Raw genomic sequence first — 21566 nt, 5'->3', positions numbered from 1 at the left:
CAAAACCCCCGGCGCTGTCCATCGGACAGCGCCGGGGGTTTTGTATTTCGCTCAGGGACGGCTGCGCTTGCCGCCGCATTTGGGACAGAAATTCTCGGAGCCTGCAAAGGCATGGCCGCAGTTACCGCAGAAGGCAGCGGCCCCTTCTGCCGGAGCGGCCGCTGACGCCGCCGGAGGTGGGACGGTCCCCGGCGGCGGGGATGCAGGTGTGCGAAGGACTGAATCCATCACCTGGCCCACCTGCCGGCTGACCCCGGTCATGATGCCCAGCTCCATGCCCATGCTGCCCAGGGCGCCTGCGCCGCCGCTGCCTGCCATGGCCTCGGCCACGTCCAGCGTGCGCTCCTGCTGGTAGGTGTAGCCCTCGATGCTGCGCTTCTCCGCCATGGCTTTGGCCTGGGCGGTCAGCTTCTGCGCGGCGGTGGCCTGGTCGATGGCGGAGACGCGTTGCCGCAGCTCGGCCTCCGCGATGTCGGCATACTGGCGGAAATAGAGATCCTTGAACTTTCGGTAGGTGGGGTCCTCCTCCGGCTTGAGCACCGTCATGACATAGAAGCGCTCCAGTGAGAGCCCATACTCCTCAAAATCCGGCGCCAACTGTTCCTGAAGCTTCTGGGAGAGGGCTTCCAGGTGGGAATCGATCTCAAAAATACTCACGCCGCTCTCCCGCATGTATTGGGCGAGACAGGTCTTGACCCGGGTGATGACCGCGGAACGGAAATACCGGGAGAGCCCCTCCCGTGTGAGGACGTCATCCACGCCCACCAGGCGGGTCAGCAGCTTGTAGGAGTCCCGCACACGCAGGCTCATCTCCCCGCAGGCGCCGATCTGGATGGGAAAGCGGTAGGTGGGTTCCAGGTACTCCACCTTGCTGTCGGTTCCCCACTTGATGGCCATCTGGTCGCTCTTATTGATAAAATAGACCTCGCAGTGGAAGGGGGACGTGCCGCCGAAGGGCAGGTTGACCAGGGCGGAGAGCAGGGGGAGGTTATCGCTGTCCAGCGTATACCGCCCGGGCCCGAACAGGTCCAGAACACGCCCATCCTTGAGAAAGACGGCCTCCTGGGACTGGTGGACGATCAGCTGTGAGAGCATGTTGAAATCTTCACTGGGGTGCTTCCAGAGAAACGTGCCGTTGTCGCCATCATATTGGATGACATCAAAAAGCGCCATACATAGATCCCTCCCGTTTTACCAGATGTGTGCGGCGCTGACACTGCTTTGAAGCGCCGCGGGAAAATCCCCGCTGATATGTAAGGTGCCGTCATTTTGGATACCCAGAAGACCGGAAGGGGAGGCCAGAAGAAAAATGATGTCCCGCCACGTCTCTTCTCCGGCCCCCGTGCCGCTGGTGCGGACGGTGCCGTCCCGGCAAAGGCCGTAGACCACACCAGGGCGGGTACGGAGCTGGATGATATCGATCCAGTCCGCCGTGCCGGACCCGCCGGCCAGACCGTAGGCGGCTACCGTGCCGTCCGGGCGGAGCCCGGCTATGGTCCCCTCACTGACAGAATAGGAGATGCACCGGGCCAGGTCGGAGCCGGTGTCGAGTGTGCGCACCCAGCCGTCGTCACCGGCGGAGAGAAGGGTCCCGTTCAGCAGAATGCCGAGAACGGAGGTGTCGGTCACCGCGATAGTATAGAGCCCGCTCCACTGGGAGAAGGATTCCGCGCTGTAGTAGGGATTTTCCCCGGCCATGCGCACTGTGCCGTCGGCACACAGCGCCACAACGGCGTGGTCCCCTGCGGCATAGAGCCCGGCCACTCGGCTCCAGCTGGAAACGGCCTCCCGAATGGAGCTGTCGGAGCCGTCCCGCTTGCCGGCATAAGCCACAGTGCCGTCCGTCCGGCGGCCCAGGAGGCAGTCGGACAGGCTAACCAGCGAAGCGGTGTCCCGCCACTGGGAGAGCTCGGCCTGAAAGCCGGGGGAGAATGTGCCGGCTTCGAAGGGCTGGCAGATGACGGAGCCGTCTCCGCAGATTGCGGCGGCACAGTCAGAAAACAGCGAGATGCTCTGTGCCCCTTCTAAATAAAAAGAACTGGAATTTCCCTGTCCGTCATATAGACTGAATTCCCCACCAGTAAACGGGAGCGCGGCGACCAGATCACCGGAGGTGGAGAGCAGCTGGGCAAATACCCGCTGCATGGAAAAATGAAGGCTCCTGGCTTCGGCGTTGTCCAGGATAAGGCCGCTAATCGAAAAGGCGGCGGAGAAGTCCAGCGCGGAATAGCGCTCTCTGGCCTGCGTGATCAGAGTGGGGTCCACCTCGGCCCGCTGCTGCTGGGTCAGATGGGGAAGTATACGCTTTAGCTCGTCATAGGAGCCCTGCTCCACCAGTTGAATTGCATCCGCATAGAGTTGAGACATCTCCTCGGCAGTGAAGGAAGGCGCAGGAGGGGCACTGCTCTCCGGACTGGAAGATGGGGTACTGGAAGACGGACTTCCGAGCAGAACTCCTAAAAGCATAAGCCCTAAAAGAACCAAGAGAATGACACCCAGAGATCCTGTTTTGACCGGCTTATCCTGCCGGACATACTTGGTGGGCGTCTTCTGGGGAGCGGCATTTTGAGCAACAGCCGGCCGCCCCGTCAGTTGTTGCTCCAGCGCCCGTCTTGCAGCCAATAGCTGTTCATTGCAGCCCTCCAGCAGCTTTTTCAGCTCCGGATCGGCGAACCGGACGGCCTTACGGTAGTTGGAGCTGGCCTCCAGGGGTTTTCCGGTGCGGCCCAGGTCGCTGGGGACCTTGACCTTCCGCTCCACCATCAGCTTCCCCACATAGGCCATGGCCTCTTCCGGATCGTGGTCCAGCGCGCGCTCAAAGTGGGCGTCCGCAGCGGCAAAATCCCCGTCCTCCAGGGCTAGCATCCCCCGTTTGGTGAGGGTGGAGGCGGTGGGGCCGGTGCGGCCGCCGCCGTCGTCTGGTTCGCGGCGGAGGAATTTATGGATGCCCTCCAGCAGGTCCTGCATAAAGCCCAGCTTGCCCATATCCTGCGCCTGGAGGGAGGCCAGTTCCTCGGGGAGCGTGTAGGGGTCCATGTCCCGGTAGGCGGGGATGAGGACCTTGTCCTCCCCTTGGCGGATGAGGGCCAGATAGCGGCTCCACTCATTTTTGACCCATGGCGCGTTGACGTACTCGGCCCGCGTGGTCACCACCACCATGACCCTGGCGCTCCGGAGGGCGGCGAAAATATAGGGCTCGTAGGAGATGCCCAGCTTGCCCTCCAGGGTGAGGCGGGAGAAAAAGACCCGGTAGCCCTTTTCGGTGAGCTCGTAGTAGAGCTCCTGGGCCAGCACGCTGTCCGGCGTCCGCTCCCCCTGCCCATCCTTCTCCTTGTAGCACAGAAAGACATCAAAGGGCTCCTCTCTGGCGGAGATGTCCAGGAACTCCCGCTGGATGGCGGCAATGGCCTCGGCCTCCGCCTGATAGACCGCCTTGGCCTCACCGTCGGCCCAGGTGATGGCCTGGAGATAGTCCTCGTCCTCCAGGATGGAGCCGAAGCGGACCCGGTTGCAGGTGGGCAGACGGCGCCCGGTCTTGGGGTCCTCCACGTATGTAATACCAAACCGGCAGAGCACCATGCCCCAGTGGGCCTCGGCGTCCCGGGGGTTGGCCTCCAGGAGCCGGAGGTAGACCTCCGAGGCCCGGTCGAACTCATCTCCTTGGCGGAGGCCGGAGGCACGGTTGAACTGGTCGGCCACCTGCGTGCTGCCTGTGACGGGCAGGGTCATGGTGGTGCCGCAGTACTGGCAGGTGCCCACCGATGCGCCGGGGGACACCGACAGGTCGCCGCCGCACATTTTACACTTCAGCGCGATCATAGACCGCCCTCCCCAGTTGGTTTCTTAAACTCCATTTTACCTGTCCGCTCCCAAAAAGGCAAGATTGGAAGCGCGATTTCGTGCCCCTGTCCTTGCACGCGCCATGAATATTTGTTAAAATACTGCCATATGGAGCGACGTCTCTCCATCTTCGCCCCGGTCTGATACACGGACGGGGGTCTGCGCGGCGCCTGCATGTATCCAGGCGCCGTGCCTGTAAAAAGGGGTTGAGATCCATGCGAATTTGCCGCGTGATGCAAACGGCTGGCCTCCCGGAGGTCAGCTTGCACTGCTTTATGGGCCATTCCAATCGCAATGCGTAAGCTGGCGTCCTTCGCTGTCCCCTTTTCTGCAGCGGTGTTTGCCGTCCGGTATGGGGTCTGGCCTTTGGCCCTTGTGCTCCTGCCGGCCGCCCTAGTCCTGCGGGAGGAGCGGCGGCTCCGGTGCGCACTGGTGTGCGCGGGGCTAGCCTGCGGATTTCTCTGGTGCCGGGGTTATGACGCGCTCTGCCGCGCGCCGGCCAGAGCGATGGAGGGGCGGACCCTGACGCTCTCCGCCGCGGCTGCCGACTGGCCCTGGGAGACAAATTACGGCGGGGCCGTCACCATCCGGATCTCGCCGGAGGAGGGACCCTCCTTCCTGGCGCGGCTCTACGGGGACGACTCCCTGCTGGCCCTCCGGCCGGGGGACATGTTCACCTGCGTGGCCCAGTGCCGCGCGCCGGACCTGGTCCGGGGCCGGGAAAGCGCGGATTACACCGCCAAGGGCGTTTTCCTTCTGGCGTATGCCAAGGGAAGCGTGATGGGTACGCGCCCGGAGCGGGTCCCGCTCCGCTATGTGCCGGCCTACTGGACCAGGGCGCTTCAGGAGGGGGTGGCCGCCGCAGTGCCGCCCGACGCCGCGCCGCTGGTCACGGCGCTCCTCACCGGGGACAAGACGGGACTCCCGGATGCGGACTATGCGGCCCTCCAGCGGGCCGGGCTGGCCCATGCGGTGGCGGTATCGGGACTGCACATCGGTTTTCTGGTCCAGTTGGCGGTGGCCTTGGCCGGGAGCCGGTATCGAAGGCGCGCCGCCCTGCTGGCCGTGCCGCTGATGGTCGTCTACGCCCTGGCGGTGGGGTGCACCCCTTCGGTCCTGCGGGCGGTCGTGATGCATACGCTGCTCCTGCTGGGCGCGATTCTGGGCCGGGAGACCGATCCGCCCACCAGCCTCTCCTTTGCGCTGATGCTGCTTCTGCTTCAAAACCCCTATGCCGCCCGAAGCGTGAGCTTGCAGCTCTCCTTTGCCTCTGTGGCGGGGATCGCCGCCTTCAGCGGTCGGGTCCATGACTGGCTTTGGGGCGGCTTCCGGTTTCCCAAGGAGAAAAAACGGCTCCGCCGCCTGCCCGGCGCCCTCTGCCATGGCGCTGTGACCTCCCTGAGCACCACCGTGGGCGCCCTGACCTTTACCATACCGCTGGCGGCGGGATATTTCGGGAGCCTTTCTCTGGCCTCGCCACTTGCGAATCTGCTGTGTCTGCCTCTGGTGGCGCTGGCCTTCCCGCTGGGGCTGCTTGCGGCCCTGCTGGCCCTGTTCAGCCCGGCGCTGGGGGCGGCGGCAGGAATGGCGGCGGCCCTGCCGGTGCGGCTGCTTCTCCTGCTCACACGGGGCTTTGCCGCGCTTCCGTTTGCCGGTCTTACGCTGGAGAGCGGATATCTCCGGGCGTGGCTGGCTTTTGCCTACGCCCTGTGGGTCCTCTTTCTGGCCCTGCGGGGCAGGCGTCCCCTGGTCCCGCTGTGCTGCTGCGTCATGTCTCTGTGCTGCGGGCTGGTGCTCACCCACGCGGCCTACAACCTGGGGCCGCTTACCCTGACCGTGCTCAATGTGGGACAGGGACAGAGCGTGGTGCTCCGAGCAGGGGAGCGGACGGCGGTGGTGGACTGCGGCGGCAGCGCCCAGCGGAACGCCGGGGACCTGTGTGCCGACTATCTGGGCACCTTTGGGCGCAGCCGTGTGGATCTGCTGGTGCTTACCCATTTCCATGCCGATCATGCAAACGGCGTGCTGGAGCTGCTTGCACGTGTGAAGGTGGATGTGCTGGCCGTCCCCGATGTGGAGAGGGATGACCCGCTCCGCCGTGAGCTGTTCTCGGCGGCCGAGGAGAGCGGCACACAGATCTGGCTGATCCGGGACGACGAGACGGTGGAGCTGGGCCCGACGCGGCTCACGCTCTATGCTCCGCTGGGAGCCGGAGAGGCCAATGAGGAGGGGCTCTCCCTCCTGTGTGAGACGGGCCGCTTCTCCGCCCTCCTCACCGGGGATATGGGCGCGGACGTGGAGGCTCGGCTGGTGAAGTATGGAGCTCTGCCTGAGGTGGACCTCCTCCTGGCGGGACACCACGGATCCCAAAACGCCGCGTCTCAGCTCCTGCTGGATACGGTGGAGCCGTCGCTGGCGGCGGTCTCTGTGGGGTATAATTCATACGGGCATCCCGCGCCGGAGACCCTCCGGCGGCTGGAAGAGTCCGGGTGCAGCATCTACCGCACCGATTTACAGGGAAATATCACCGTCACCGTGGGTCCGGGACCCGGGTGAGTCTGGAGGGTGTGTATGGCAGCAAAGATATCCGCCGCCGATGCGGCGGCGTTCAAGCAACTCAAACAGGACATCTCGGCGGGCACTCTGGGACGGTTCTATATCTTTCACGGGGAGGAGGCCTATCTTCGGGACTTCTACCTGGGGCAGATGAAAAAAAAGCTGTTCCCCGCCGGTATGGAGGAGTTCAACCTCCACACCTTTCAGCCCAAGGAATGCGATCCCAAGCGGCTGGAGCAGGCGGTGGACTGCCTGCCGATGATGAGCGAACGCACGATGATCCTGGTGTACGATTACGACCTCTTCAAGGCTTCCGCCGGGGACAAGGAGGCGTTCACCGCCCTCTTTGCGGATCTGCCGGATTATGTGTGCCTGGTGTTCATCTGCGATCTCATCGAATATAAGCCGGACGCCCGCACCAAGCTGGCGGCCGCCATCAAGCAGCACGGCTCCACGGTCAAATTCACCCGGCAGGAGCAGGGGGATCTGGTGGATTGGATCCGCCGGCGCTTCCGGGCTCTGGACCACGACATCGACTCGGAACTGGCCCGTTATCTCATTTTCCTCTGCGGAGACCTGATGACGGGGCTCATCTCAGAGATCGGCAAGATCGGGGCCTACGCCAGACACCGGGTAATCACCCGGGAGGATATCGACGCGGTGGCCACTCCGCAGTTGGACGCGGTGGTGTTTCAGCTCACCGATGCCATCACCGGCGGAAACTTTGACAAGGCCGCTTCAGTGATGGGGGATCTTCTCCACATGGGAGAGCCCCCCATCAAGACTCTGTCTGTGCTGGGGCGGCAGCTCCGGCAGCTCTACTCCGCCCGGCTGGCCCTGGAGGGGCGGAAGGGGACCGGATATCTGGTGGAGCTGTGGGGCCTGCGCTCGGCCTATCCGGCCCAAAAGCTGATCGACGCCGCCCGGCGGTACGACCTGGGCTGGTGCCGTATGGCGGTATCCGAGGCCGCCCGGGCCGATCTTGCCATGAAATCCGTGGCGGGGGCGGATGGGGAGGAGCTTCTGATCGAGCTGCTGCTGAAGCTTGCGAACACACCGCCAAAGGCGGAGGACAGACAGACCCCGCAGGGCGTGCCCTACCGGCGCACCCGATAATACGGAAAGCAGGAGGCGAGGCGATTGCTCCACATCCGGGAGGCCATCGTGGTCGAGGGCCGCTATGATAAAAACACCCTGTCCCAGGTGGTGGATACCGTGATCCTTGAGACCGCGGGCTTCGGGGTGTTCCACAATACAGAGTTGACAGCCCTTCTCCGCCGCTTGGCGGAAAAGCGGGGGCTCATCATTCTCACAGATTCCGACGGGGCGGGCTTTGTCATCCGGAACCACCTCAAAGGCGTTCTCCCTCCGGCGGGGGTGAAGCACGCCTATATCCCAGACATCGCCGGCAAGGAGCGCCGCAAGCGTGTTCCGGGGAAGGAGGGAAAGCTGGGCGTGGAGGGGATGTCCCCGTCGGTGCTGGAGGCGGCGCTGCGCCGCGCGGGGGCCACGTTCCTGGATGGAGCGGCGGACCCTCCCGCCGATCGGACGCCTATCACCAAGGCGGACCTCTTCTGTCTGGGGCTCTCCGGCGGAAAGGATTCGCAGCTCCGGCGGAGGGAGATGCTCAGATGGCTGGACCTCCCGGAGCACATGGGCGCCAATGCTCTGCTGAGTGTGCTCAATGCGCTCTACAGCCGGGAGGAATTTTTGAGGGAGGCGGACGCATGGAGGTGACCACGCCCCTGAGGGATTTTCCGGGCGTAGGGGACGCCCGTGCCAAAAGCCTGGAGCGGCTGGGCCTCCGCACGGCAGGGGACCTGACGGCCTATTTCCCGCGGGGATATGAGGACCGCAGGGAACAGTATACCATCGCCGCCGCGCCCTTGGATGTGCCGGTGTGCATTCCGGTACTGCTGGCCGAGGAGCCCCGGCGCATGAATATCCGCCGGGGCTTGGACGTGACGCGGATGAAGGTGGTGGACGGCGCCTCCGCCATGCTGGTGACTTTCTTCAACCAGGGCTATGTGCGCCAGGCCCTGCACCGAGGGGAGGAGTATATCCTCTACGGCAAGGTGGAGCAGATGGGGAACCACCGGCAGATGACCAACCCCCAGTTCGAGCCCGCCGCCCGGCCGCGCTTTACCGGGTGTATCATGCCGGTATACCCCCTGACGGCGGGGGTCTCCAACAACCTGCTGGCGGGACTGGTCCAGCGGGCGTTAGAGGAGCTGCCGCCCGCGGCGGAGAGCCTTCCGGAGGACTTCCGGGCCGCCCACGGCCTGGCGCCGGCGGCGGAATGCTATCGCAACATTCACTTCCCGGATTCTTTTGAGAACCTGGAGGCTGCGCGGCGGCGGTTCTCCTTCGAGGAGCTCTTCTACCTGTCCTTGGGCCTTGCCCTCCTGCGGGAGCGGCGGAGCCGGGGAGAAGGACCGGTTTTTCAGGCGGCGGAGCTGGAGGCGTTTGAGCGGCTGCTGCCCTTTCCCCTCACGGGGGCACAGCGGCGGGCTGTCCGGGAGGCAGCGGCGGACATGACCTCCGGGCGGCCGATGAACCGGCTGGTCCAGGGAGATGTGGGCTCCGGTAAAACGGCGGTGGCCGCCGCCTGTGCGTGGCTGGCCTTCCGTGCGGGATGGCAGTGCGCCATGATGGCTCCCACGGAAATCCTGGCGGAACAGCATGCCAGATCCCTGTCGGTGCTGCTCGCTCCTGCGGGGATGACGGTGGGGCTCCTCACCGGCTCCATGCGCGCGGCGGAAAAGCGGGCCGTCTATGCCGCCCTGGGCAGCGGGGCGCTCTCCTTTGTGGTGGGGACCCATGCCCTCCTCTCGGAGGGCGTGACATTCCAGCGGCTGGGGCTGGTGATCACCGATGAGCAGCACCGCTTCGGCGTGGAGCAGCGATCTGCCCTGGCGGCCAAGGCGAACCCGGCGGGTGCGGCGCGTCCCCATGTGCTGGTCATGTCCGCCACCCCCATCCCCCGGACGCTGGCCCTCATCATCTACGGAGACCTGGACGTCTCGGTGATCGACGAGCTGCCCCCCGGCCGGATGCCGGTCAGGACCCTCCTGGTGGGAGAGTCCAAGCGGCGGAGGATGTACGGCTTTGTGCGGGAGCAGGTGCGCGCGGGACGGCAGGTCTACATCGTCTGCCCTGCTGTGGAGGAGAATCCTGAGTCGGAGTGGGACCTGAAGGCCGTGAACGAATACGCCCGGGTCCTCCGGGAGGAGGTCTTCCCGGAGTTCCGGGTGGGGCTGGTCCACGGCAAGCTGAAGGCCAGGGAGAAGGAGGCGGCCATGGCCGCCTTTACTGCTGGAGAGACGGATATCCTGGTGTGCACCACCGTCATTGAGGTGGGGGTGGACGTGCCCAACGCAAACCTCATCATCATCGAGAATGCCGACCGCTATGGCCTTTCCCAGCTCCATCAGCTTCGGGGCAGAGTGGGCCGGGGAGCGCACCAGTCCTGGTGCGTGCTGGTGAGCGACAACCGGAATCCGGAGACCAGAGCCCGGCTCAAGGTGTTGACGGACACCAGAGACGGGTTCAAAATAGCGGAAGAGGACTTGAAGCTCCGGGGCCCCGGCGACTTCTTCGGGGCCCGACAGCACGGCCTGCCGGTCCTGCGGGTGGCCGACTTCAACACGGACGCCAGGGTCCTTAAAGAGGCCCAGGACGCGGCGGCGGAGCTCCTCGCCGGCGACCCGGCGCTGGCCCTTCCCATCCACCGCCCCCTCCTGGAAAAAGTTCGCGGGCTTTTTGAGGAAAACCCGGACATGTTCAATTAGCGGCTGTGGAAAAGCCATCAGAGCAGGGGCGGCAATGAGGGGAGCCGGGAGCAAATGAACCTTCAGGAGGAAGAAGTATGTACGAATACAAGTATGTGGATCTGCTCTCAGAGGGCGTCTCTGCCTCCAGGTTTGAGGAACACCGCGCCATCATTGACAAATACGCCGCCCAGGGCTGGCGTTATGTGGGATATCTCCCCACCAAGATCAGCATGGGCGGCGTATTGTGCAATATTGATTTGATTTTTGAGCGAAAAGCAGAGGAGCGGGACTGAGATGGATTATACAAAGCGCGCGCAGGCCCTCCGCGACGTCAAGGAGCGGCACTATAACTGCTGTCAGGCGGCGCTTCTCCCCTTTGCGGAGGAGCAGGGCCTGGACCATGAGGACATCTGTCGCCTGGCGGCCCAGTTCGGCGCCGGTATGCGCCGGGGCTCCGTCTGCGGCGCGGCCACCGGCGGCCTGATGGCCCTGGGGCTGCTGGGAGCGGACGAGGAGACGGCGGTGGAGTTTCAGCGCCGGTTCCGGGCACGGGCGGGGGCCATGGACTGCCGTGATCTGCTGGAGGCGGCTCAGAAGCAGGGAGAGGAAAAAAAGCCCCACTGCGACCGTGTGGTGGCGCTGGCCGTGGCGCTGGTGGATGAGCTGACCGCCGGGAAGGAGCGGTAAGGGGGCGTACGCGCCCTGGTCCTCTATGGGTCGGGAGGCGGCGTTTCGCGGCAGACGACGGCCCGCTGCAGCTTGTGTCCCTGGATCTGTGTCACGTGGATGTGGAGGCCGCAGGCGTCCAGTTCGAATTCCGCCCCGTCCTCCGGCACAAAGCCGTAACAGGCAAAGACAAAGCCGCCGAAGGTGTCGTATTCCTTGACGGGGAGGTTGACATGCAGCGCTTTGGCCACATGGGCCAGGGGGGCGCTGCCCAGAATGCGCCAAGTGCCTGAGTCCAGCGGTTCGATCTCCGGGAGGACGGGCTCGTGCTCCGCGCTGTCGTCCAGATCGCCCACCAACTGCTCCAGAAGATCGCTCATGGTGACGATGCCCGCCATACCGCCGTATTCGTCCAGCACCACGGCAAAGTGGTTGCGGGAATGCTGCATCTGCTTGAACAGCACATCCGCCCGCACGGTTTCGGGAATGAACCAGGGCGGCGTTACCGCATGCTGCATCACGCTCTCCCGGCTTTTGTCGGAGAGGCGGAAATAGCGCTTGGCGTCCAGAATGCCCACCACCTGGTCCACGGTGCTCTCACAGACGGGATAGCGGGAATGGCGGCTATCGTGGATGGTGGTCTCCCATGCCTCCTGGGGTTCGTCCAGGCAGAGATGGCACACATCGGTGCGGTGGGTGGCAAATTCCTCCACGGTAAGATCGTTGAACTCAAAGACGTTCTGGATGAACGTGGTCTCCTGCGGGGCGATGACCCCCTTGGAGCCGCCCTTTTCCACCAGCAGCCGGATCTCCTCCTCGCTGACCTCCTCGTCCTCCGCGTCGGGGTCCACGCCGCACAGCCGCAGCACCAGGTTGGTGGAGGCGGTGAGCGCCCACACGATGGGGGCGAAGAGCTTTGAGATCAAGGAGACCAGATTGGCGATGCCCAGCGCCAGCGATTCGGCCCGCTTCATGGCCAGCCGCTTGGGCACCAACTCGCCGAAGATGAGGGTGACGTAGGAGAGGATCAGGGTGATGATCACCACGGACACGGTATTCAGGGTGGAGGCGGGGAGGGGGATGCCGAGAGAGAGCAGCCACTCGGTCAGCCGGGCCGCAAAATTGTCCGCAGCAAAGGCACTGCCCAGAAAGCCGGAGAGGGTAATGGCCACCTGAATGGTAGCCAGAAAACGGGCGGGCTGGCTGACCAGCCGGGAGAGCCGGATGGCCCGGCGGTCCCCTTGCGCGGCCAGTTGCTCCAGCTTCATATCGTTCATGGAGATCACGGCGATCTCAGCGCAGGCGAAAACAGCGTTTAAGAGAATGAGAACGGCTTGGAGCAGGAGCTGCCACAGGAACGGGTTTTCCAAAATTGATATCCTCCTTGTGATGGGTAAGGATTGGGGCGGCTTAAAGTGGAGCGCGTCACCCCTTCACAGCCCGGCAGAGGCGGAAAAGCGCACAAAACGGCATGGCCCGCCGCTCAGAGAGCTGTGGACCATGCCGTTTCAAATTGCCAGGGGAGCGACTTCGGCCTGCGTCGCCGGTGTCAGCGCTTTCCATCCGGAGTGCCTTCCTTTCTCTGCAGGGGGCGGCGCACTGCCGCGCCGATTGCTATATGATACCCTCCATGAAGGTGGAAAGTCAACAGCGTAACCGAAATTTTACATGCCAGCGGCCCGGGGGAACTCTTTTTTCGGGACGGAGGACTTCTCTATACGGGCCGGGCGGGGGGCGGATTCCGCCCGGCGGGCCCGCAGGTGGACGGCAAGGGTGACCCCGCCGCTGAGGAGGAGAAAACTGTAAAAGCTGATGCCGCGGGCCACCACCACGGCGGGCGCGGCCAGGGCGGGGCCGAAGAAGAGGGTAAAGGTCTTCAGGGCGCACCCTTCCGCCACCCCCACCGCTCCGGGGAGGGGGAGCGAGCCGACTGCCATGGAGACCAGGGCCTGGGCGCCCAGAAGCTGGAAGAGGCTGTGCGCGCGCAGGCCGAAGCCCAGGTAGACCACGTAGGGTACGGCATAGAGGGCGGTGAGCTGGAGAAAGGTGATCAGCAGCAGGGCGGGAAGAAGATTCAGGTTTGCCCGGATGCACGCCGCCCCCTCCCGATAGGCGTCCATCTGCCGCGCCAGCTTCTCCCGCGTCTGGGCCTCATGCCTGACCAGACGGAGGCGTCCCCCAAGGGAAACCAGCCCGCCGGTGAACCGCTGGGCGGCGTTGGGGAGGAACATCATGCACAGCATCCCGGCGGTGAGAATGAGCATCATCGCCCCGCCATAGAGCAGCAGCAGCCCCAGGCCGGCTCCCATGCCCGTCCGCACCGAGGGCAGCAGCAGGAACGCGGCGACGGCATAGCCCAGAGTGACCACTTGATAACATACGGCGATGAGCATCATATTGAGGGAGCCGTGGGCCGCGGGTACGCTGTCTTTGGACATGTAATAGATCTGGGCGGGCTGCCCTCCCGTAGAGGAGGGGGTGATGGAGCTGACATAGAACCCGGTAAAGGAGTAACCCAGGCACCGGCGGTAGGGGAGGTGGTGCCCCAGACGGGCCAGGATGAGCTTCGAGCACATGGCCTCACAGCCCACAAAGCAGAACATCAGCCCCAGGCCCAGCAGCACATAGCCGGGCCGGATGGTAGAGAGGATGCCCAGCAGGCTGGAGAGGGGCTGCTCCCGGAGAAGAAGGAAGATCGTTCCGGACATGAGGGTCAGAATGAGAAGAAGCCCCCAGTTGGTTTTCCGGTCCATCATGCGCACACCCCCCTGCCCTGGGCCGCCAGAGTGGCAACGATGCGCGCCAGGCTTTGCGCCTCCAGCCGCCCTTTCAGAAGGCGCATATTCCGCCCCATGCGGCGGAGGGCCTTGTCGTCGTAGAGAAGCCGCCGTATGGCCTCCACACAGGCTTCCGGCTCTTTGGCGGCAATACGGCCGATCTGATAGCGGGTGATAAAGCGGGCGTTGTTGCGCTCCTGCTGGAGGAAGGGCTCCCAGGCCAGGATGGGCAGCTCGGAGAAGATGGTCTCGAACAGGGTGATGCCGCCCGGCTTGGAGAGCATCAAATCAGCGCGGGCCATATAATCGTATACCCGGTCTGTAAACCCCACGACCTCGATATTCTCGTATTTGCCGTGGAGCTTGTCATAGAGCTTTTGATTCCCGCCGGTGATCAGGGTGGTCCTGACGTCCGGAAGCGCGTTGAGCGCCTCGTAGAAGCTGTCCCGCTTGGGGAGCAGGCCCAGTCCGCCGCCCATAATGAGCAGGCGGCGCACGCCATCCTGCCCCCGACGGGCAGGGGCCTTGAACTCAGGCTTTACGGGAATACCGGTGACCAGGATGCGCCCGTGGTCCACGCCTTTTTCCTCCAGACGGTCCCGGATCTCGGGAGAGCCCACCAGATAGCAGTCGGTGTGGTCATTGATCCACTCGGAATGGGAGGTGAGATCGGTGATGCAGGTCACCAGGGGAAGGGTGGAGCACAGCTCCTCCTTGTAGTCGGACACCAACTGGGCGCAGAAGGGGTGGGTGGCGATCACGGCGTCAGGCCGCCGCTCCCACAGCAGCTCGGCAAGCTTGTCCTGGAAGAGGCTTTCCAGCGGGGGCCTAGTCTTGAGCGAGGCGTTCTCCGTGGCTTTGTAGTAGATGTTATAGAGACCGCTTCCGTGGGTCACCAGCAGGGAGAAACCCTTGTAGATGGCCTCGGAGGCGTCGGGCAGGGCGTAGGCAAAAAAGTCCTCCACGGTCACATTGGCGGCGGGAAAGGCGTTCAGAAGCTGTAAGCGCAGCGACTGAGAGGCAGACCAGTGTCCCATGCCGAATTTTCCAGTCAAAATCAAGATGTTCATGTCTGTCCCTCCTTTTACACCCCCAGTATACCGATGGATTCTTTAGAAAACAGTGGGTCCATTATTAAGTTATGATTAAGAAAAAGTGAACCACTCCAGCGCCGCCGTGTCGGTGGGGGAGCACAGGGCGGCCCGGTACCCCTCTCCGGCATAAGTGGTGAAAACCAGACCGTCCAGGGTGGCGGCCGCGCCCGAATCCAGAAGGGGAACGGAGATGGAGGCGGGGGCCTGGATCAGCCCTGTGCCCAGGCACTTCACCCGTGCTTCCTTGCAGGTCCAGAGAGTGTAGAAGTCCTCCCAGCGGCGGCCGCGGGAGACGTACCAGGCGGATTCCTCCTCCGACAGGGCGCGTTTGACCAGCGCCACCCGGCGGGGGCGCAGCCGTTCCACATCCACCCCCACCGGCACGTCGGAGAGGGCACAGAAGGCGTAGGGACCGCTGTGGCTGAGATTGAAGTGGAGCGCGGGATGGCTGGGGAAAAAGGGCTTGCCCAGGGGGCCGAGCGCCGTCTCCGGGAGAGCTTCCAGGCGCCAGACCGCCCGCACGGCCCCGGCGAGCAGAGCGGCGGAGATGGATGCGCCATCCTCCGCCGCCTGTGCGGCAAAAAGACGTGTCACAGGATATGACCTCCCATTCGTTATACCCATTTTAGCATGCCTCTTATCCACGCCCCACCGGATTTCTGTAAAAAGACGGTCTCTATCTGGTAATTCCGCGCCCCATCGTGTAAAATAGTAGCACACACGACTGGATGCGAAGGAGGACTTTTCCATGAAGCTCGTCTCTTGGAACGTGAACGGCCTGCGGGCCTGCGCGAAAAAGGGTTTTTTTGATTATTTTCAGAGGGCCGACGCCGACGTGTTCTGCCTGCAAGAGACCAAAATGCAGCCCCATCAGGCCGAGATCGAGACGCCCGGCTATTTCCAGTACTGGAACTCCGCTGAAAAGAAGGGCTATTCCGGCACCGCCGCCTTCACCCGGCGGGAGCCGATCTCCGTGTCCTACGACATCGGAGATCCGGCCCATGTGGGAGAAGGGCGGGCCATCACCCTGGAGCTGGAGAAGCTCTATCTGGTCACCGTCTATACCCCCAATGCTCAGGACGGTCTGGCGCGTCTCCCTTACCGGATGGAGTGGGAGGACGCCTTCCGGGCCTATCTGCTCTCCCTGGACGCGAGAAAGCCGGTGGTGGTCTGCGGGGATATGAATGTGGCCCATGAGGAGATCGACCTGAAGAATCCCAAGACCAACCGGGGGAACGCGGGCTTTTCCGACGAAGAGCGGGCCAAGATGACCCGGCTGCTCGCATCCGGCTTTACCGACACCTTCCGCTACCTCTATCCTGATTTGGCAGGGGCCTATTCCTGGTGGAGCTACCGCTTCCACGCCAGGGAGAAGAACGCGGGCTGGCGCATCGACTACTTCCTAGTGTCGGACCGGCTCCGGGACCGCATTGAAAAGGCGGAGATTCATGCCGATGTCCTGGGCAGCGACCACTGCCCGGTGTCCCTGACCCTGAGGGAGGACTGAAGACCGGATAAAAAGAGCTGTGGCAAAGCCACAGCTCTTTTTTGCGGAGCGGGTCCCACCGGAGGCGCGCCCTAAGCGGCTCGCGTTCAGTCGTCCTCTTCCCACTTGAGAATCTCACCGGTAAAGGCGTCCAGCTCGATTTCATATTTGAGATCGCCGTGGCGGAGCTTGGCCTCGTAGATCCACCGGCCGTCGTCCTCGTCCAACTCCAGCTCTTTGAGTACGGCCTCCGGCAGGCGCTGACGGAGGATATCCCCCACCGCCTCTTCGGAGAGGGGGGCCGTGGGCTGCGGGGAAGGAGTCGGCGTGGGTGCAGGTGTGGGAGCAGGCGTCGGGACGGGCGTTGCGGCGGGTGTGGGAACAGGCGTGGAATAGGGGGTTGCGATGGGAGTCGGCACGGGTGTGGCCGCCGTTTCGGACGTAGGAGAGGGGGCGGGAACATCCGGCTGCGAGAACCCGGAGAGCTTTTCGGCGACGCAGCGCTCCACGGTCTCACGGAGCGCCCGGCCGTGGTCGGCGTCTTTGCTGTTCACGGCGACATCCACGGCATCGTCGGCAGAGGTGAGATATCCTTGGGCGGCCAACCCGTCCAACAGATTTTCCACAGTGGCCTCCAGAGTCCAGCCCCGGTAGGAGCGGCCCTCCAGGATTGCCTCCGCATCCCCGTTGAGGGCGGTCACGTTCCGCACCTGGTCCCCCCGGTTGAGCGCAAGGGCGAAAGATGGGTTTACCGTCAGATCTACCACGGAATAGATCTGGAAAAACCGAAAATAGGAATAAAGTCCCACAGCAAGCGCCAGCGCACAGGCGGCCAGGGCCAAGGGGAGCGCGCGGCGGCGAACGGGGCGGACGGAGACATCCTGCCGGGTTACATAGTCGTGGACCTCCATCTTTTGGACCGGGGCCTCCGCCACAGTCCAGTAATCGGGCTGCGGGAGCTGGTCCATGGCCCGGCGCAGGGAGGTCTCTATCTTCCGTTTCATAGGCGCACCCCCTCTTCAGAAAGACAGCGCTTGAGTTTTTTGAGTGCCCGGCTGTACCGGGAGAGCACTGTGGAGAGCGGGAGACCCAGGTCCCGGGCGATCTCCCGGTGCCGCAGACCGGAGACGGCGTGGAGCAGCACCACCTGGCGCTCATCCTCTCCCAGAGTCTTGAGGGCGGCCTCCAGCACCAGTCGGTCCGTGGGATCGGAGACATAGGAGAACCGCACGTCATCCTCCAGGCCGTCCGGAGCCTGCCCGGTGCGCGCCTGGACACGCTGGAGGTCCCGGCACAAATTGCGGGTGATGGTGAAGAGCCAGGCCAGCGGTTTCCCCTGCGGCACATACAGGTGAGCCGCCGCCCGGACCTTCAGGTAGACCTCCTGGGTCACATCCTGGGCGTCGTCCGGATTCCGGAGGATAGAGAGGGCCAGGGCATAGACGGCCTTTTCTGTCTGAAGGTAGAGAGATTCCAAGGCGGTGAGATCCCCCCGGCCCACCCGGCCCAGCAGCCCCTCGTCCAGCCGCTGCTCGGGCCGTTCCCGCCGGGCAAGGGACTCCATGGTCATCACGAGAAACACGCGCCGCTCCTCCTCTTTAAAATTTGGAATGGGATGCCTTTTCTTTTATCATATCATAATTGCCGGGAGAAGGAAAGGCGGTGTCGGCAGAGCCGCGCTGCAAAAAAATAACGGGACAAAAGGCGTTTTTATCGCAGGCGCAGCCCTGTTTGCACCATTTGGCCGGAATGGGACGATCCCGGAGGAAAAATATTCAGCCGGACCGCTTGTCTCCGGCGGGGGAGTGGAGTGTGTTATAATGCAGTTAGTTTAAACTAACTGCACGGTCCGTAGCACAGATAAGATCAGGAGAAGATCCAAAATATGACGAAAGTGACCCTGGAGATCGAAGGTATGGCCTGTTCCATGTGTGAGTCGCACATCAATGAGGCGGTCCGGAAGGCGTTTGATGTCAAAAAGGTGAGCGCATCCCACAGCAAAAATCAGACCGTCATCCTCACAGAGCAGGAGATCGATGAACAGGCGCTGCGGCAGGTGATCGACGCCACTGGCTATCGGGTATCGTCCATCCGGAGCGAGCCCTATCAGAAGAAAGGGCTCTTTTCCTTTGGAAGATAAGCAAATCGCCGGTGCCGCATCATAGAGGCGCGAGGACGGACAGAGAGAATACAGAGAGGCCCCTCCCCCTTTTCAACAGGGGGGAGGGGCCTCTCTGTGCGGGGAATAAGGTCCGGGAAGGCGGCGGCTCAAGTAGATGGGCACCCTCTCCCGGAGCAGCGCCGGTGATCCGGGCTGAAGTCACTCCTTTTGGGCCTCCAGTCCCTCCTGGGCCAGACGCAGGTCCCGAAGGACCCCGAGCCCCATGGGGAGGGCCACCAGGAAAGAGCACAGATCCGCCGCCGGTTGGCTGAGCTGAATGCCGGGGATACCCCAGAGGCGGGGCAAGGTCAGAATAAAGGGGAGGAAGAAAAGCCCCTGTCGGCACATGGCCAGCGCGGAGGCCTTTAAGGAGAGGCCGGTGGTCTGCAAGGTCATACTGGTGGGAAAGAACCAGGCCATCAGGGGAAAGGTGACACACTGCATCCGCAGGGCCGTGGCGCCGATGCGGATGACCTCGGAATCGTCCCGGCGGAAGATGGCGACCAACTGGGGGGAGAAGAGGAAGCCCAGCGCCGCCAGGATCAGCGCTCCGACGGCGGCCACTTTGAAGAAAAAGAAAAAGGCCTCCCGGACCCGGCCATACAGCTTGGCCCCGTAATTGAAGCCACACACCGGCTGGTAGCCCTGCCCGAAGCCCACCAGCGCCGAACCGGCGAACATCGTGATGCGGGAGACGATGCTCATGGCCGCCACGGCCACATCGCCGCCGCCGAATTCCCGTCCGGCCACATTGAGGAGAATGGTGGCCACGCTGGCCAGGGCCTGCCGCCAGAAGGAGGGAAGGCCCCCGGAAATGATCTTGGAGTACCGCTCCACCGTGGGCCGGAACGCCCGGAGGGAGAGGGGAAGATTGTCGCCGTGGAACGTGCCACCCACCAGCAGGCAGAAGCTGAGGAACTGGCTGAGGATGGTGGCCAGGGCGGCGCCGCCGGTGTCCATATCCAGGACAAAGATGAAGATGGGGTCCAGGATGATGTTGACCACGGCGCCCGAAAAGATGCCCACCATGCCGAAGACGGCGTTTCCCTGAAAGCGGAACTGGTTGTTGAGGACCAGGGCGGAGACCATGAAGGGGCAGCCGATGAGGATGTATCGAGCGTAGTCCTTGGTGTATCCGGCGCTGGTGGCGGTGGCGCCCAGCAGATCGACCAGCGGATCGAGCCACAGGGTGCCCAGCACACCCAGCACCGCCCCCAGCGCAAAGGCGGAGAAAAAGGCGACGGAGGCCATGTGCTCCGCCTCCTCCCGCTGCTGCTGGCCCAGAAGCCGGGAGATGTGGTTCCCGGAGCCTTGGCCGAAGGTGAAGCCGATGGCCTGGATGATGGCCATCAGCGGGAGAGCCACGCCCACGGCGGCGGTGGCGCTGGTACCGATCTGGCCTACGAAGAAGGTGTCGGCCATGTTGTAGAGCGAGGTGATGAGCATACTGATGATGGTGGGTACCGCCAGCGTGGACACCAGAGTCGGGATGGGGGTCTGGGTCATACGGGCAAACTTGTCTTCCGGCTGCCGGAAAATGGACATAGATGGTCACTTCCCATGTTCAGTTTATTATTCAACAGTATACCATAGGAATAGTTGAACATGCAACAATAAGGGCAAAAAAGAGAGAATTATGCGCCGAGGAGAGGAAGGACCGCCTGAAGAAAGGACCAGAGGAGTTTTCCGCCGTAAAAAATGACGACACTGCCGCAGACGAGGTTGATGATGCGTAACACGTTCCGGCTGAAGCGGTGGCCCGCCAACTGGAGCACGGTGGTGACGCCGGTGAACCACAGGCAGGAGGCAGAAGTGACGCCCAGGATGAACCGGGTGCTTTCTCCGGCGGGAAGGGCGGCGTGGAAGGCGCCCAGCATCATGGTGCCGTCGATGATGGCCTGGGGGTTGAACCAGGTGACGACGCAGGCGGTGGTGACCACCTTGGCCCAGGGGACATCCACATCGGCGGCGGTGTCCTCGGGCCCCCTGTCCCGGAGCAGGCCGATCCCGATCCAGATCACGATACCGCTGCCCACCAAGAGGACCGCCATGCGCAGCCATTCGAAGCGCTGCATGATGGCGCCGATCCCGAAAAAGCAGGCAAAGGCAAGCGTGACGTCAAAGAAAATGACGATGAGAGCGGTGAGATAGGCCCGGCTGCGCTTTTGGGTGAGGGCGGTGTTGATGACGAAGAGGTTTTGCAGTCCGATGGGGGCCACGTAGGCTAGCCCCATGGTGAGGCCCTGTAGATAAGCTTCCATAGGCACGCTCCTTTTACAAGATGGGATGATCTTAACACGGCGGCGGGTGGGTTGTCTCCGTCCAAAGGCTGCGGGGGGAACCAACCAAAGCCGACCATCTTGGTGCCGGCGCGGCAATGTGGTATACTACCCAGAGAGGGCGGCGGCGCCTCTCTTAAGAACTTCTTAAACCTTTTCCACCTTGCGGCTTAAAAAGCGGCTGGTAGGATAACAAACAGGAGGAGTGATTTTGTTGTACAACATTCTCATCTGTGATGATGACCGGGATATCGTATCCGCCCTGGACATCTACCTCACCAGCGACGGGTACAAGACCTATCACGCTTACGACGGACTGGAAGCGCTGAAGATCGTGGAGGAGCGGGAGATCCATCTCATCCTCATGGACGTGATGATGCCCCACATGGACGGGATCCGCGCCACCGCCAAGCTCCGGGAGAGCAAGAATGTCCCGATCATCCTCCTCACAGCCAAGAGCGAGGACGCGGACAAGATCCTGGGCCTCAATATCGGGGCGGACGACTATGTGACCAAGCCTTTCAACCCCATTGAGGTCCTGGCCCGGGTAAAAAGCCAGCTCCGCCGCTACACCACGCTGGGGGGCCAGCGGAAGGAAGAGACCTCCCGGGTCCTGCGCAACGGCGGCATCGCCCTGGACGACGCCGCCAAGTCCGTGACCGTGGATGGGGAGGGCGTGTCCCTGACCCCCATCGAGTACAACATCCTGCTCCTGCTGATGAAAAATCCGGGCCGGGTCTTCTCCACCGGCCAGATCTACGAGCTGGTGTGGAACGACCCCTCTCTGGGATCGGAGAACACCGTGGCGGTGCACATCCGTCATCTAAGGGAGAAGATCGAGATCGACCCGGCCAACCCCAGATACATCAAGGTGGTCTGGGGTCTGGGATATAAGATGGAGAAGGTGTAGCCCCCACCGCGGGGAGCCGCCGGG

The 21566-nt window shown here is 63.3% G+C and carries 19 protein-coding genes; 9 read left to right on the top strand and 10 right to left on the bottom strand.

The window, feature by feature from the left end; all coding sequences use genetic code 11:
- Positions 1 to 51: 51 nt before the first annotated feature.
- Positions 52 to 1173, bottom strand: a complete 1122-nt coding sequence (locus SRB521_RS11500) for an SPFH domain-containing protein (protein WP_058117221.1) — start codon at positions 1171 to 1173, stop codon at positions 52 to 54.
- An 18-nt stretch (positions 1174 to 1191) separates the two neighbouring features.
- A complete protein-coding gene (locus tag SRB521_RS11495) occupies positions 1192 to 3819 on the bottom strand; it encodes a toll/interleukin-1 receptor domain-containing protein (RefSeq protein WP_116721873.1) in 2628 nt (875 codons plus the stop codon).
- A 315-nt stretch (positions 3820 to 4134) separates the two neighbouring features.
- Between SRB521_RS11495 and SRB521_RS11490 the strand changes: the two genes are divergently transcribed.
- From SRB521_RS11490 to SRB521_RS11465, 6 genes are all read left to right on the top strand, one after another.
- Complete coding sequence (locus SRB521_RS11490; RefSeq protein WP_116721872.1) at positions 4135 to 6396, top strand: DNA internalization-related competence protein ComEC/Rec2; 2262 nt, start codon at positions 4135 to 4137, stop codon at positions 6394 to 6396.
- A gap of 15 nt (positions 6397 to 6411) precedes the next feature.
- Entirely contained in the window at positions 6412 to 7512 is a 1101-nt protein-coding gene (gene holA / locus SRB521_RS11485) for a DNA polymerase III subunit delta (RefSeq protein WP_075703468.1), read from the top strand.
- A 24-nt stretch (positions 7513 to 7536) separates the two neighbouring features.
- Complete coding sequence (locus SRB521_RS11480; protein WP_075703469.1) at positions 7537 to 8133, top strand: ribonuclease M5; 597 nt, start codon at positions 7537 to 7539, stop codon at positions 8131 to 8133.
- Entirely contained in the window at positions 8124 to 10187 is a 2064-nt protein-coding gene (recG, locus tag SRB521_RS11475; RefSeq protein ID WP_075703470.1) for an ATP-dependent DNA helicase RecG, read from the top strand. Before SRB521_RS11480 ends, recG begins: the two co-directional genes overlap by 10 nt.
- A gap of 77 nt (positions 10188 to 10264) precedes the next feature.
- A complete protein-coding gene (locus SRB521_RS11470; RefSeq protein WP_033116371.1) occupies positions 10265 to 10462 on the top strand; it encodes a DUF4177 domain-containing protein in 198 nt (65 codons plus the stop codon).
- 1 nt (position 10463) lies between these two features.
- On the top strand, positions 10464 to 10856 hold the full coding sequence (locus tag SRB521_RS11465; RefSeq protein WP_075703471.1) for a C-GCAxxG-C-C family protein: 393 nt from the start codon (positions 10464 to 10466) through the stop codon (positions 10854 to 10856).
- Positions 10857 to 10879: 23 nt separating this feature from the next.
- Here SRB521_RS11465 and SRB521_RS11460 read toward each other — a convergent pair whose 3' ends face one another.
- The 4 genes from SRB521_RS11460 to SRB521_RS11445 all read right to left on the bottom strand — a co-directional run bounded on the left by SRB521_RS11460 (position 10880) and on the right by SRB521_RS11445 (position 15300).
- Entirely contained in the window at positions 10880 to 12205 is a 1326-nt protein-coding gene (locus SRB521_RS11460; RefSeq protein ID WP_207735837.1) for a hemolysin family protein, read from the bottom strand.
- A gap of 294 nt (positions 12206 to 12499) precedes the next feature.
- A complete protein-coding gene (locus SRB521_RS11455; protein WP_116721871.1) occupies positions 12500 to 13591 on the bottom strand; it encodes a lysylphosphatidylglycerol synthase transmembrane domain-containing protein in 1092 nt (363 codons plus the stop codon).
- The gene (locus SRB521_RS11450) at positions 13588 to 14682 is read right to left on the bottom strand and encodes an MGDG synthase family glycosyltransferase (RefSeq protein ID WP_075703473.1); all 1095 of its coding nucleotides are present in this window, start codon (positions 14680 to 14682) and stop codon (positions 13588 to 13590) included. Before SRB521_RS11450 ends, SRB521_RS11455 begins: the two co-directional genes overlap by 4 nt.
- Positions 14683 to 14757: 75 nt before the next feature.
- Positions 14758 to 15300: a 4'-phosphopantetheinyl transferase family protein gene (locus SRB521_RS11445; protein ID WP_075703474.1), complete on the bottom strand. Its 543-nt coding sequence runs from the start codon at positions 15298 to 15300 to the stop codon at positions 14758 to 14760.
- Positions 15301 to 15454: 154 nt separating this feature from the next.
- Between SRB521_RS11445 and SRB521_RS11440 the strand changes: the two genes are divergently transcribed.
- Positions 15455 to 16213: an exodeoxyribonuclease III gene (locus SRB521_RS11440; protein ID WP_033116367.1), complete on the top strand. Its 759-nt coding sequence runs from the start codon at positions 15455 to 15457 to the stop codon at positions 16211 to 16213.
- A gap of 86 nt (positions 16214 to 16299) precedes the next feature.
- Here SRB521_RS11440 and SRB521_RS11435 read toward each other — a convergent pair whose 3' ends face one another.
- Together SRB521_RS11435 and SRB521_RS11430 are read right to left on the bottom strand one after the other, a co-directional pair.
- Positions 16300 to 17196 carry a PepSY domain-containing protein gene (locus SRB521_RS11435; protein ID WP_083630847.1) on the bottom strand — a complete coding sequence of 299 codons (897 nt, stop codon included), beginning with the start codon at positions 17194 to 17196 and terminating at the stop codon, positions 16300 to 16302.
- Positions 17193 to 17774: an RNA polymerase sigma factor gene (locus SRB521_RS11430; RefSeq protein WP_227151457.1), complete on the bottom strand. Its 582-nt coding sequence runs from the start codon at positions 17772 to 17774 to the stop codon at positions 17193 to 17195. Before SRB521_RS11430 ends, SRB521_RS11435 begins: the two co-directional genes overlap by 4 nt.
- Before the next feature lie 303 nt (positions 17775 to 18077).
- Between SRB521_RS11430 and SRB521_RS11425 the strand changes: the two genes are divergently transcribed.
- On the top strand, positions 18078 to 18332 hold the full coding sequence (locus SRB521_RS11425) for a heavy-metal-associated domain-containing protein (protein WP_058117227.1): 255 nt from the start codon (positions 18078 to 18080) through the stop codon (positions 18330 to 18332).
- A gap of 180 nt (positions 18333 to 18512) precedes the next feature.
- Here SRB521_RS11425 and SRB521_RS11420 read toward each other — a convergent pair whose 3' ends face one another.
- Together SRB521_RS11420 and SRB521_RS11415 are read right to left on the bottom strand one after the other, a co-directional pair.
- Positions 18513 to 19898 carry an MATE family efflux transporter gene (locus SRB521_RS11420; protein WP_058117228.1) on the bottom strand — a complete coding sequence of 462 codons (1386 nt, stop codon included), beginning with the start codon at positions 19896 to 19898 and terminating at the stop codon, positions 18513 to 18515.
- Positions 19899 to 19987: 89 nt separating this feature from the next.
- Positions 19988 to 20614, bottom strand: coding sequence for a LysE/ArgO family amino acid transporter (locus SRB521_RS11415; protein WP_075703476.1), 627 nt, complete (start codon positions 20612 to 20614; stop codon positions 19988 to 19990).
- A gap of 232 nt (positions 20615 to 20846) precedes the next feature.
- Between SRB521_RS11415 and SRB521_RS11410 the strand changes: the two genes are divergently transcribed.
- Positions 20847 to 21542: a response regulator transcription factor gene (locus SRB521_RS11410; protein ID WP_116721870.1), complete on the top strand. Its 696-nt coding sequence runs from the start codon at positions 20847 to 20849 to the stop codon at positions 21540 to 21542.
- Positions 21543 to 21566: the final 24 nt, after the last annotated feature.

This window comes from Intestinimonas butyriciproducens (assembly GCF_004154955.1).
Classification (GTDB): domain Bacteria; phylum Bacillota; class Clostridia; order Oscillospirales; family Oscillospiraceae; genus Intestinimonas; species Intestinimonas butyriciproducens.
This window is presented reverse-complemented; position numbering and strand designations above follow the sequence as displayed.